The sequence below is a fragment of the Novosphingobium album (ex Liu et al. 2023) genome (assembly GCF_029076845.1).
Classification (GTDB): domain Bacteria; phylum Pseudomonadota; class Alphaproteobacteria; order Sphingomonadales; family Sphingomonadaceae; genus Novosphingobium.
Genome location: NZ_JARESE010000010.1, coordinates 1 through 12,018 on the forward strand (window position 1 = coordinate 1; position 12,018 = coordinate 12,018).

10 protein-coding genes are annotated in these 12,018 nt (G+C 66.4%); 5 read left to right on the plus strand and 5 right to left on the minus strand.

The annotated features are described in order from the left end of the window. Positions 1-195 precede the first annotated feature (195 nt). A complete protein-coding gene (guaA, locus tag PYV00_RS03135; RefSeq protein WP_275226795.1) occupies positions 196-1,758 on the minus strand; it encodes a glutamine-hydrolyzing GMP synthase in 1,563 nt (520 codons plus the stop codon). Positions 1,759-2,013: 255 nt separating this feature from the next. Here guaA and PYV00_RS03140 point away from each other — a divergent pair, with 255 nt between their 5' ends. From PYV00_RS03140 to gyrB, 3 genes are all read left to right on the plus strand, one after another. Then, positions 2,014-2,319 carry a UrcA family protein gene (locus PYV00_RS03140; RefSeq protein WP_275226796.1) on the plus strand — a complete coding sequence of 102 codons (306 nt, stop codon included), beginning with the start codon at positions 2,014-2,016 and terminating at the stop codon, positions 2,317-2,319. Positions 2,320-2,420: 101 nt separating this feature from the next. Then, entirely contained in the window at positions 2,421-2,618 is a 198-nt protein-coding gene (locus tag PYV00_RS03145) for a hypothetical protein (RefSeq protein ID WP_275226797.1), read from the plus strand. A 173-nt stretch (positions 2,619-2,791) separates the two neighbouring features. Further along, positions 2,792-5,311: a DNA topoisomerase (ATP-hydrolyzing) subunit B gene (gene gyrB, locus PYV00_RS03150; RefSeq protein ID WP_428981604.1), complete on the plus strand. Its 2,520-nt coding sequence runs from the start codon at positions 2,792-2,794 to the stop codon at positions 5,309-5,311. A 160-nt stretch (positions 5,312-5,471) separates the two neighbouring features. On the opposite strand, the gene PYV00_RS03155 is transcribed toward gyrB, so the two are convergent. Then, positions 5,472-7,091, minus strand: a complete 1,620-nt coding sequence (locus tag PYV00_RS03155) for an FAD-dependent oxidoreductase (protein ID WP_275226799.1) — start codon at positions 7,089-7,091, stop codon at positions 5,472-5,474. A gap of 127 nt (positions 7,092-7,218) precedes the next feature. Between PYV00_RS03155 and PYV00_RS03160 the strand changes: the two genes are divergently transcribed. Together PYV00_RS03160 and PYV00_RS03165 are read left to right on the plus strand one after the other, a co-directional pair. After that, complete coding sequence (locus PYV00_RS03160; protein ID WP_275226800.1) at positions 7,219-7,608, plus strand: metallopeptidase family protein; 390 nt, start codon at positions 7,219-7,221, stop codon at positions 7,606-7,608. A gap of 66 nt (positions 7,609-7,674) precedes the next feature. Further along, complete coding sequence (locus tag PYV00_RS03165) at positions 7,675-9,423, plus strand: bifunctional metallophosphatase/5'-nucleotidase (protein WP_275226801.1); 1,749 nt, start codon at positions 7,675-7,677, stop codon at positions 9,421-9,423. Between the two features lie 50 nt (positions 9,424-9,473). Here the strand turns inward: PYV00_RS03165 and PYV00_RS03170 are convergent, their stop codons facing one another. From PYV00_RS03170 to lgt, 3 genes are read right to left on the minus strand one after another with little or no spacing between them, the layout of a single operon-like run. Next, positions 9,474-9,965 (minus strand): DUF2306 domain-containing protein, encoded by a 492-nt coding sequence (locus PYV00_RS03170; RefSeq protein ID WP_275226802.1) that lies wholly within the window; start codon positions 9,963-9,965, stop codon positions 9,474-9,476. Further along, positions 9,962-11,032, minus strand: a complete 1,071-nt coding sequence (locus PYV00_RS03175; RefSeq protein ID WP_275226803.1) for a class I SAM-dependent methyltransferase — start codon at positions 11,030-11,032, stop codon at positions 9,962-9,964. The genes PYV00_RS03170 and PYV00_RS03175 overlap by 4 nt, the downstream gene beginning before the upstream one ends. Further along, entirely contained in the window at positions 11,029-11,901 is an 873-nt protein-coding gene (gene lgt / locus PYV00_RS03180; protein ID WP_275226804.1) for a prolipoprotein diacylglyceryl transferase, read from the minus strand. Before lgt ends, PYV00_RS03175 begins: the two co-directional genes overlap by 4 nt. Between the last annotated feature and the right edge of the window lie 117 nt (positions 11,902-12,018).

Consider the following 12,018-nt stretch of genomic DNA (forward strand, 5'->3'; position numbering starts at 1 on the left):
GCAGGAAACAATCGTCGCGCAAAATTGAGTCTAAACGATAGCGAACTTCAGATTCACCACACTAGATGCAGATCGGATTTGCGAATTCGATGAGGAGACCAACGTCGCTCAGCGGGAAGGAGGACTAGACGGAAAGAGCAGCAGTGCGACGGCGAAAATCACCGCCGAACCTACGCTATTGCCGCCGATTACCCTCTACTCCCACTCGATCGTGCCCGGCGGCTTTGACGTATAGTCGTAGACCACGCGGTTGATGCCCTTCACCTCGTTGATGATCCGGGTCGCGACCTGGCTCAGGAAGGTGGCGTCGAAGGGATAGATGTCGGCGGTCATGCCGTCGGTGGAGGTGACGGCGCGCAACGCGCAGACGCTGTCGTACGTGCGGCCGTCGCCCATCACGCCCACGGTCTTGACCGGGAGCAGCACCGCGAAGGCTTGCCAGATCGCGTCGTACAGGCCGGCGTTGCGGATTTCCTCAAGGTAGATGGCGTCGGCCTTGCGCAGGATATCGCAGCGCTCGCGGTTGACTTCGCCGGGGATGCGGATGGCAAGGCCGGGGCCGGGGAACGGATGGCGGCCCACGAAGATCTCGGGCAGGCCCAGCTCGCGGCCCAGTTCGCGCACTTCGTCCTTGAACAGCTCGCGCAAGGGCTCGACCAGCTTCATGTTCATCCGCTCGGGCAGGCCGCCGACGTTGTGATGGCTCTTGATCGTCACCGAAGGCCCGCCGGTGAACGAGACGCTTTCGATCACGTCGGGATAGAGCGTGCCTTGCGCGAGGAATTCGGCGCCGCCGATCTTCTTCGCCTCATCCTCGAACACGTCGATGAAGGTCTTGCCGATGAACTTGCGCTTGGCCTCGGGATCGGTGACGCCCTCCAGCCCCTTGAGAAACAGGGTGGAGGCATCCACATGCACCAGCGGAATGTTGTAGGCGTTGCGGAACAGGCTGACGACCTGCTCGGCCTCGCCCAGCCGCATCAGGCCGTGATCGACGAACACGCAAGTGAGCTGATCGCCGATCGCCTCGTGGATCAGCACGGCGGCCACGGCGGAATCGACCCCGCCCGACAGGCCGCAGATCACCCGCCCCTCGCCCACCTGCTCACGGATCTCGGCGATCTTGGTCTTGCGGAATTCCGCCATGGTCCAGTCGCCGGCCATGCCGCAGACGTGGCGCACGAAATTCTTCAGCAGCTTGCCGCCATCGGGCGTGTGCACCACTTCGGGATGGAACTGCATCGCATAGATGCGTTTTTCGTCGTTGGCGATCACCGCGTAAGGCGCGCCGGCGCTGGCGGCGACGGGGCGGAAGCCTTCGGCCAGCGCGGTGACCTTGTCACCGTGGCTCATCCAGACCTGATGGCGCTCACCCACCGACCACAGCCCGTCGAACAGCGCGCACTGGTCGCCGATCTCGATGAAGGCGCGGCCGAACTCGCCCGAATCGCCCGGCAGCACTTCGCCGCCCATCTGGTGCATCAGCGCCTGCTGGCCGTAGCAGATGCCCAGCACTGGCCGGCCGCTTGCAAGGATCGCCTCGGGAATGCGCGGCCCGTCGGCATCGAGCACCGAGGCGGGCGAGCCCGAGAGGATCACGCCGACCGGGTCGAGCCGGGCGAAAGCCTCCTGCGCATGGGAAAACGGCGCGATTTCCGAATAGACGCCCGCCTCGCGCACGCGGCGGGCGATAAGCTGGGTCACCTGGCTGCCGAAATCGACGATCAGGACGGAATCGGATTGCTGCGAACTGGTCATGATCAGCGCGTTACGCAGGTCCGCGGCCAAAATCCAGCGGGCTACGCGGGTTGCGCGCAGCTCAAGCCGGAGCGCGCGGCGTGGCGCGGAATTCCCCGCCAAATCTAAAGCTTGCTTCAGGTCTTGCGAAATCGGCAACCCCGGCTGCCTTTTTCGCACTTGCACAATTTTGCTGCAATGCAACAATCACCGTGCAATCAGAGCAAAAGCGGATGTCCCACGAAAGGCGGCTGAACTTTCAGGAAGGACAATGCGATGAAAAAGCTGATCATTTCCGGTTTCGCCGCTGCCTGTCTCGTCGCCGCGCCCGCGGCCTTCGCCGAGCAGGTCACGGTCAAGATCAATTATACCGACCTCGATCTCTCCCGCCCCGACGACGTGCTGGCCTTGCGCAACCGGGTGCGCAACGCCGTTCGCGAAGCTTGCGCGCCGACATCGGCGGTCATCGGCTACTATTCCTCGGATGCGTCCTGCGCGAAGGATGCGATTGCGCGGGCCGAGGCCCAGATCCAGAGCGGCCGCACCCTGGCGCTTGCCATGGCCGGCGACGGCAAGCGCTAACCCTTCGATTTTCGGAACTTTCGTGCCGGGCCGTCCGATCCGTCGGGCGGCCCGTTCGATTCGCAATCGTTGCCGCCGCGTAAACGCGCGGCTTGCGAAAAATGCAAGTTATTTTGTTTCATTTGCGCTTGCAAAAATTACTAACCTACCTTAGTTACAGAACAGTCAGGGATGCCGGCGTCGAATCGCCGCGCACCTTAAAGGGAAGGAACACGATCATGACCATCATGCAGAAGACGGCCGGTGTCGTCGCGGCGCTCGGTCTTCAGGTCCTCGTCTTCGCGCTCACGCTCGCCTGAGGGCCAGCGGACGCGGCGAAACGAAGACACGATACCGACAGCAAGACATCGACAGCAGACAGGGCGGCCCGCAAGGCCGCCCTTTTTGCATCTCCGGTCCGCACCGGGGCACCGTTCAGCGTTGTGGATGGAAGGGGTTGTTGCGGCTTTCCCCATGCCCCCGGAATGCTTATATGCTCGCTATGGCAAGCACTACCGACAGCGGCAAAAGCAACGGAAACTACGGCGCGGATTCGATCAAGGTTCTCAAGGGCCTCGATGCGGTGCGCAAGCGCCCCGGCATGTATATCGGCGATACCGATGATGGTTCGGGCCTGCATCACATGGTATTCGAGGTATCGGACAACGCCATCGACGAGGCGCTGGCCGGCCATTGCGATCTCGTGCTGATCGAGCTGAATGCCGATGGCTCGGTCTCGGTGGAAGACAACGGACGCGGCATTCCCACCGGCATCCATACCGAGGAAGGCGTTTCCGCAGCCGAAGTCATCATGACCCAGCTTCACGCCGGCGGGAAGTTCGACAACACCAACGACGACAATGCCTACAAGGTCTCGGGCGGGCTGCACGGCGTGGGCGTCTCGGTGGTCAACGCGCTTTCGGAATGGCTGGAGCTGACGATCTGGCGCGACGGCGAGGAACACTGGATGAAGTTCGCCCATGGCGACGCGGTGTCGCCGCTGGTGGTGCGCGGCCCCGCGCCGGCCGGCAAGAAAGGCACGCGCGTCACCTTCCTCGCCTCGACCGACACGTTCAAGAACGTCACCGAATTCGATTTCGAGAAGCTGGAGCATCGCTACCGCGAGCTGGCCTTCCTCAATTCGGGCGTGCGCATCCTGCTGCGCGACAAGCGGCACGAGGAAGTGCTGGAGCACGACCTGTTCTATGAAGGCGGCATCGCCGCTTTCGTCAAATACCTCGATCGCAACAAGACGCCGCTGCTGCCCGATCCGATCGCGATCAGTTCCGAGCGTGACGGCGTGGGCATCGACGTCGCGCTGGAATGGAACGACAGCTACTACGAAAACGTGCTGTGCTTCACCAACAACATCCCGCAGCGCGACGGCGGCACGCACCTGGCCGCGTTCCGCGCGGCGTTGACCCGCACGCTCAACAACTATGCCGAGAAATCGGGCCAGTTGAAAAAGGAAAAGGTCAACCTCACCGGCGAGGACATGCGCGAGGGGCTGACCGCGATCGTCTCGGTCAAGCTGCCGGACCCCAAGTTCTCCTCGCAGACCAAGGACAAGCTGGTCTCGTCCGAAGTGCGACAGCCGCTGGAAAGCCTGATGGCCGACCGGATGAGCGAATGGCTGGAGGAAAACCCCGCCTATGCCAAGGCGGTGGTCGGCAAAATCATCGATGCCGCCGCCGCGCGCGAGGCGGCGCGCAAGGCGCGCGAGCTCACTCGCAGGAAGGGCGCGATGGACATCGCCAGCCTGCCCGGCAAGCTGGCCGATTGCCAGGAACGCGATCCGGCCAAGTGCGAACTGTTCCTGGTCGAAGGCGATTCGGCCGGCGGTTCGGCCAAGCAGGGGCGTGACCGGAACACGCAGGCGATCCTGCCGCTGAAGGGCAAGATCCTGAACGTGGAGCGCGCGCGGTTTGACCGGATCATCTCGTCGAAGGAAGTCGGCACGCTGATCCAGGCGATGGGCACCGGCATCCGCGACGATTTCAACCTGGCCAAGCTGCGCTACCACAAGATCGTCATCATGACCGACGCCGACGTGGACGGCGCGCATATCCGCACGCTGCTGCTCACCTTCTTCCACCGCCAGATGCCCGAGATCATCCGCGCCGGGCACCTCTTCATCGCCCAGCCGCCACTCTACAAGGTCGCCAAGGGCCGCTCGGAAGTCTACCTCAAGGACAATGCCGCACTCGATCGCTATCTGGTCGAGGCGGGCCTCGCCGGCCGCCTGCTCGAAACCACGGGCGGCGCGCGCGGCGGCCAGGAACTGGAAGCGCTGGTCGAGCACGCATTGCGGCTGCGCGCGCTGATGGGCTTCGTGCCGCGCCGCTATGATCCCGCCGTGATCGAAGTGATGGCGCTGGCCGGCGTGTTCGATTCCGATCTTTCGCGCCCCGCGCGCGAAGCGGCGGTCCAGCGCGCGGCCGAATGGCTGGGGCGCGGCGATCCCGAAGCGGTGTGGAAAGGCCTGGTGCTCGATGACGAATCGGTCCGGCTCGAACGGATCTGGCGCGGCGTGACCGATGCCTTCCCGGTGGAGGCAAGCTTCCTGTTCAGCCCCGAGGCGCGCAAGCTGGCGCGGCTGGCGGGCGAACACGTCGAAGTCTATCGCGGCACCGCGCAGCTCGTGCGCGCCGGCGCGGCGGCCCCCGAGCCGGAACCCGCAAGCGGGGACGAGGAGGAAGAGGAGCCCGCCGCCGCCACCCGCCCGACGCTGGGCGAAGGCACGATCACCCGGCCCACGCAATTGCTCGACACGGTGCTCGCGAACGGTCGCAAGGGCCTGTCGATCGCCCGCTACAAGGGCCTTGGCGAAATGAACGCCGAGCAGCTCTGGGAAACCACGCTCGACCCGGACCATCGCATCCTGCTGCAGGTGAAGGTCGAGGATGCCGACGTGACCGACGAGATCTTCACGCGCCTGATGGGCGACGTGGTCGAACCCCGCCGCGACTTCATCCAGGAAAACGCATTGAACGTCGCCAATCTGGACGTCTAGGACCGATCGACATTCAGAAGATGACGTGCCGAAAATGGGGGTTTTTCGGGACCCGGAGCGCAGCGTACTAAAGGTACGTGAGCACCGGAAGCACGGAAAATCGCCATTTGCAGGCCGTCAGGGCTGAATGTCGATCGGCCCTGGGCGGGTAGCCGGATTGCTACCCGCTGTTCCGGCCGTTTTCCAGGAAGTACCAGATCGCTGAGATCACCACCGAGCCTTCGCCGACGGCCGAGGCCACGCGCTTGACCGAGCCGGTGCGCACGTCGCCGACAGCGAAGATGCCCGGACGCGAGGTTTCGTAGGGCGATTGCGCGCCGGCTTCGGCCCCGGTCCTGACAAAGCCGCGCTCGTCCAGCTCGACCAGGCCCGAGAGCCATTCGGTGTTCGGCGCAGCGCCGATCATCACGAACAGCGCGCTGGTATCGATCCGGTTGTCGCCGCCGGGCTGCTTCAGCGTGACACCTTGCAAGTGATCATCGCCATGCAGGGCCGAGACTTCGGTGTGGTAATGGATGGTGATGCGCGGATCTGCCTCCAGACGCTGCGAGAGATAGGCCGACATCGATTCCGCCAGCCCGCCGCCGCGCACCACGACATGGACATGGCGCGCTACGCGCGAGAGGTACATCGCGGCTTGCCCGGCCGAATTGCCGCCGCCGATCACCACCACCTCGGTCTTGCGGCAGAAGCGCGCTTCCATCTCGGTCGCGGCATAGAACACGCCCTTGCCTTCCAGGTCGGCAAGCCGGTCGATCGGCAGCCGCCGGTATTGCACGCCGGTCGCCACCAGCAGGGCGCGGGCGCAGATCACGCCGTCCTCGATCGTCGCGCAGAACAGGCCGTCGGGCCGCTGCTCCAGCCCGCTGACCCGGCGCGGCATGGCAAAGCGCGTGCCGAACTTGAGCGCCTGGATCTGGCCGCGATAGACCAGGTCCGATCCCGAGATGCCGGTGGGAAAGCCCATGTAGTTCTCGATCCGGCTGGAGGTGCCCGCCTGCCCGCCGATCGCCGCATCCTCGATCACCAGCGCCGCCACGCCCTCTGCCCCGGCATAGACCGCCGCGGCGACGCCCGCCGGCCCGCCGCCAACGATCAGCAAGTCCACTTCCGGGTTCTCGCCCGCGTCGAGATCGAGATGGAGCAGCCGGGCGATCTTGCGCGGGGTGGGCTCGGCAACGATGTGGTCGCGCGCGAAGATCACCGCCGGTTCGTGATGCGCCAGCTGGCACAGCCGCGAGGCTTCCGCCTCCGCCGAATCGAGATCGAAGGACTGGAACGGGATGCGGTTGCGCGCCAGGAAGCTTTCCACCCGCTGCACTTGCGGATCGCGATCGGCACCGATCACCTTGATCGCGCTGCCTTGCGAGGCGAACTGCCGCTGCCGGCGCGCGGCGAACACGGTGATGACATGGTCCGACAGTTCGGGAACGCGCGCCATCAGCGCCAACATCGCTTCGCGCGGGGCTTCCAGCGTGCGCGTCGCCATCGAGGCGCGCATCGGCAGGTAATAGCTGCCGGAATTGAGGAAGGCGATCTCGCCCATGAACTGGGTGGCGCCGATGCCCGATTCGTAAAGCCGCTCGCCCGAATAGGGATCGACGAGTTCCACCTCGCCTTCCAGCACATAGACGAACTTGTCCATCGGCTCGCCCACGTCGGCCACGATCGCGCCCGCGTGGTAATGCCGTTCCTCGGCGATCTCGCGGATCGCGGCGAGGTGATCGTCCGCGAGCGGAACCCGCTTCATCACTTCCAGGTCGGCGCCGATCGTTTCCATGCCGTGATTCCGATTCGCCAGGGGGCCGGGATCACCAGCAGTGACACGCCGCGCGGCACCTGGGAACCCGCCCCCGCGCATCCGGCCCGGCTTGGCCCGCGCCCGCGCGCGCCCTATATCGAGGGGCATGACCAAAGCCCCCGGTAGCGATGCCCTCCATGCCCTGGCGCAAGCCGCGTTCCAGCGCATCCCGCCGCCATTCGCCGCCCACCTGGACGGGATCACGATCCGCATCGAGGAATTCGCCGACGACGAGACGCTGGCAGCGCTGGGGATCGAAGACCCCTGGGAACTGACCGGGCTCTACCATGGCCGGCCGATGGATGAGGAATCGATCTGGTCCTCGGGCGATCTGCCGCCGGTGATCACGCTCTATCGCCAGCCGCTGCTGGCCGAATGGTGCGAAACCGGAGTGCGGCTCGCCGATCTGGTGACGCATGTGGTGATCCACGAAGTCGGCCATCATTTCGGCTTGTCGGACGAGGCGATGCACGCGCTCGAACGGCAGGCGGGCTAGCAGCGGCATCCCTGGCGGATGGCGCGCGGTCTTGCCGCCGTCATGCGCAGCGGCGATACGCAAGGCATGACTCGCCTGCTTCGCTTCGCCCCCGCCTTCGCCTCCATCCTGCTGGCCGCCTGCGCCACGCCGCAAGCCGCGCGGCAGGCGGCCGCGCCGGTCGAGATCGGCATTGTCGCGATCAACGATTTCCACGGCGCGCTGGAACCGCCCCGGCAGGCCGTGCCCGCGCCCGACGGCATGGGCGGCAGCGCGCCGGTGCCCGCGGGCGGCGCGGCCTGGCTTGCCTCGGCGATCGATTCGATCAAGGCGAAACATGCCAACCACGTCGTCGTCGCGGCGGGCGATCTGACCAGCGCCTCGCAGCTTGCCTCGTCGATCTATCTCGACGAGCCGGCGGTGGGCGTGATGAACCGCGTCGGGCTGGAATTCAACGCGGTGGGCAATCACGAGTTCGATCGCGGCCGCCGCGAACTGCTGCGCCTGCAGAACGGCGGCTGCGAGAAGAACACCACGCGCGAGCCCTGCCAGATCGAAGCGTTCAAGGGCGCGGCCTATAAGTACCTTTCGGCCAGTACGATCACCGAAGACGGCTCCACCCTGTTTCCCGCGACCGGGCTGAAATCGTTCGGCACCGGCGCGAGCAAAGTGACGATCGGCTTCATCGGCCTGTCGCTGAAAGCCGTGCCGGAACTGGTTTCGCCCGACGGCATCAAGGGCCTGACTTTCGCGGACGAGGCTGACACGATCAACCGGGCCGTGCCCCTGCTGAAACAGCAGGGCGCCGATGCCGTGGTCGTGCTGATCCATCAGGGCGGCAAGACCACCGACGATCCCGATCCGAATGGCTGCAAGGGCATGACGGGCGAGATCCTGCCGATCCTGGCCCGGCTCGATCCGCGCGTCGACGTGGTCGTCTCGGGCCACACCCACTGGGCCTATGTCTGCAACTACGGCGATGTCGATCCCGCGCGCCCGATCCTGCTGACCAGCGCGGGCGTCTATGGCGAGCTTGTCACCGACATCACGCTGACGATCGACCCGGCGGCGGACCGCGTGGTCGCCAAGGCGGCGCACAACGTGATCGTCCAGTCGCCGGGCTATACCGGCGGGCGCGGCGCGGTGCCGAACAGCGATCGCTATCCCCGGTTCGCGCCGCGCGCCGATGTCGGCGAATATGTGCAGCGCTATGTCGATGCGGCCAGCGCCTATGCCCGGCAGCCGGTGGGCCACTTGTCCGGCCCGGCCGAAAAGCCCGACGGCCTGGCCAGCAACACCGGCGGCTTGCTGGGCAACCTGCTGGCCGACGCGCATCTGGCGGCAACGCGCGATGCCGGCGCGCGGATCGCCTTCACCAACCCCTTCGGCATCCGCGCTCCGCTGGTGCCGGCGGCCGACGGCAGCGTCACTTTCGGGCAGATCTATGCGGTGCAGCCGTTCAACAACACGCTCATCACCGAAACGCTGACGGGGGCCGAGATCCGGCAGGCGATCGAGGAAGGGCTGGACGATAGCGGCGCACAGCAGATGCTGGCCCCTTCGGCCAATGTCCGCGTGACTTACGACATGACCCGCCCCTCGGGCCAGCGGGTGGTCGCGCTGACGATCGACGGCCAGCCGATCGATCCGGCCGCGACGTACCGGGTGGCGATCAACAACTTCCTTGCCGGCGGCGGGGATGGCTATGCGACGTTCGCCAGGGGCACCGACGCGCGGATCGGCATGTCGGACCTTGACGCGCTGGCTGCCTGGCTCGCCGCGGTGCCGGTGCGCCAGGTGCCGCCGGAAGAGCGCACCGTGCGGCTGGACAAGTAGGAGGGTTTGCCCGGCAATGCGCCGATAGGCGCATTTTCAAACCATCCCCTTCAACCGAACAGCCACCGCCCCAGCAGGCGGTGGAACGGGAAGGTGAAGAACCCGGCCGTCAGCAGCGCGCCCAGGCACAGGCCGCGCACCAGCCGCTTGTGCAGCGCATGGTTGTGCCGCCGCGCGGCCAGCACCAGCGCGGGCAGCAGCACCAATGTGATCACCGACAGCAGATGGATCACGCTGAACCCGCCGTGATTGGTGAAGCGCAGGCGAAAGCTGACAAGGGCCGTCACCGCCAGCGCCGTCACCCAGGCATAGCCGGCCACGCGATGCCGCAAGGTGCCGCGCCGCATCCACAGGATCGCCGGCGTCAGCGCCAGGGTCAGCGCCATCGTGGCCAGGTGCAGCCACAGCTCCCACGGCAGCTTGCCCCAATCGGCCGAACCTTTCGCGACCGCGGTGACGACGAAGCCCAGCAGCACCAGCGCCAGCACGCCGATGACCTTCTCGATCCGGTCGGGCATGAGCGAAACCGGCTTGCCTGTCATGATGGAAACCCCGCTGCTTCGGGCCAGTTCGGATCGGCCAGCCCCATGACCTTGAACAAAGTGCCCATCTCGCCCTCGCCGATCAAGCGGTCGCGCGCGGCGTGGATCGCGGCGGCGTGCTGGGGCGCATAGGCGGCCAGGCTTTCGGCCCGCGTCTCGATCCCCAGCTCGCGCAGCCAGCGGCCCTGCGTGACCGTGCCCAGCCACCGGCAGCCGCGCGCCTGGGCGACTTGCACCAGCGTTGCGAAATCGACGTGCGCGGTCAGGTCGGCCAGGCCCGGCATGGCGAAAGGATCGACCTTGCGATGCGCGCGCACCGCCTGCAGCGTCGATCCGGTTCGCGCGATATCATGGCCATAGTCGATGATCAGCGCCGCGCCGCCCTGTGCCAACAGCCGGCCGGCGATCTCGTCCACCACGGCGGCGGCACCGGGGCAAGTCTCGATGATGGTACCCGGCGCCATCTCGCGCATCGCCTCGGGCACGGCGGCGTCCATCGGCCTGTCACCCGCGACCGGGACGAAACGGCCATCGGCAAGACCCACCATGCGCTCGCGCCAGCCCTGCCCGGTCCTGACCAGCTGGCGGATCGGCAGCGCGTCGAGGAACTCGTTGGCGACCAGCAGGATCGGCCCGTCCCCCGGCACGCCGGACAAGTCATGATGCCACTGCGCCTGCGGCACCGTCACGCGCTGGGCCTCCCGCAAGGCGGGCGAGCTTTCGACGAAGTGCACCTTGGGCTGCAGGCCATAGCGCCGCGCCGCGCGCAAGGCATCGCGCGCCAGCGTGCCGCGCCCCGGCCCCAGCTCGACATAGTGCACCGGCGCCCCGTGCCCCGCGCGAATCCACATGTCGGCCAGCCACAGGCCGATCAGTTCGCCGAACATCTGGCTGATCTCGGGCGCGGTGACGAAATCGCCGGCCTCGCCCAGCGGATCCTTGCCGGCGTAATAGCGCGCGTTCGATTCGCCCATGTACTGCGCCACGCTGATCGGCCCGTGGCGGATTATCAGCCGTTCGAAAATGCCCGCAAGCGATTCGGCCGGCGCGCCTGCTTCACCGTTCATGCCGTGGCGGGCCGTCCCGTTGCCAGCGGCGGCTTCATCAAGGCCCGCGTGACGGCCGCCAAGCCGAACACCATCAACGGGATCGTCAGCCACTGGCCCATCGACAGGCCGGTGCGCAGCGCGAAGTCCTGAAGCTGGGCATCGGGCTCGCGGAAGAATTCGACGCAGAACCGGGCGAGCGAGATGCCGGTGGCGAACACGCCCACCAGCAGGCCGGGGCGAAAGCGCGCCCTGGTCTTCCAGAACAGCACCAGCATGACGATCATCATCGCCAGCCCTTCCAGCCCGGCTTCGTAAAGCTGGCTGGGATGGCGCGGCAGCGGCCCGCCATCGGGAAAGACCATGGCCCAGGGAACCGAGGCATCGGTCACGCGGCCCCACAGCTCGCCATTGACGAAGTTGGCCAGCCGCCCGAACAACATGCCGAACGGCACGCAGACCGAAATGTAATCGCCCACGCGCAGCAGGTTCAGCCCGTTGCGCCAGGATACCCAGACCAGCGCCAGCACCACGCCGATCAGCCCGCCGTGAAAGCTCATGCCCCCGTGCCAGAGCTGGACCAGCTCGACCGGGTGCCTGAACAGGTAGAAATCGGGCGAATAGAACAGCGCATAGCCCAGCCGTCCGCCCAGGATGATGCCCAGCGTGCAATAGAAGAACAGATCGTCGGCATGGCGCTGCGCGAGCGGCGCGCCGGGCAGCCTGATCATCCTGGTCAGGTGCCAGTAGCCCAGCACGATGCCCGCCAGATAGGCGAGCGAATAATAGCGCAGCGTGAAGAAGCCCAGGTCGATCCCGTTGCGCAGGCCCAGATCGAGCCAGTGGATCGGCTCATGCCCGGCGGCAGCGGCGGCTGTCAGAAGCAACAAGGGGCAAGACCTCGCGTTTGTCCGGTTGCCCGCCGCTGTCCGGGCGGGGCTCGTGCCGCCTTCTGGCATAGCCGCGCGCGCGATGGTAGCCGGCTCTTGCGCGCCGCCCGCGATTTC

Coding starts and splice junctions, on each gene's coding strand:
- guaA (WP_275226795.1), bottom strand. CDS start 1,758: ATGACCAGTTCGCAGCAATCCGATTCCGTCCTGATCGTCGATTTCGGC.
- PYV00_RS03140 (WP_275226796.1), top strand. CDS start 2,014: ATGAAAAAGCTGATCATTTCCGGTTTCGCCGCTGCCTGTCTCGTCGCC.
- PYV00_RS03145 (WP_275226797.1), top strand. CDS start 2,421: ATGCAAGTTATTTTGTTTCATTTGCGCTTGCAAAAATTACTAACCTAC.
- gyrB (WP_428981604.1), top strand. CDS start 2,792: ATGCTCGCTATGGCAAGCACTACCGACAGCGGCAAAAGCAACGGAAAC.
- PYV00_RS03155 (WP_275226799.1), bottom strand. CDS start 7,091: ATGGAAACGATCGGCGCCGACCTGGAAGTGATGAAGCGGGTTCCGCTC.
- PYV00_RS03160 (WP_275226800.1), top strand. CDS start 7,219: ATGACCAAAGCCCCCGGTAGCGATGCCCTCCATGCCCTGGCGCAAGCC.
- PYV00_RS03165 (WP_275226801.1), top strand. CDS start 7,675: ATGACTCGCCTGCTTCGCTTCGCCCCCGCCTTCGCCTCCATCCTGCTG.
- PYV00_RS03170 (WP_275226802.1), bottom strand. CDS start 9,965: ATGACAGGCAAGCCGGTTTCGCTCATGCCCGACCGGATCGAGAAGGTC.
- PYV00_RS03175 (WP_275226803.1), bottom strand. CDS start 11,032: ATGAACGGTGAAGCAGGCGCGCCGGCCGAATCGCTTGCGGGCATTTTC.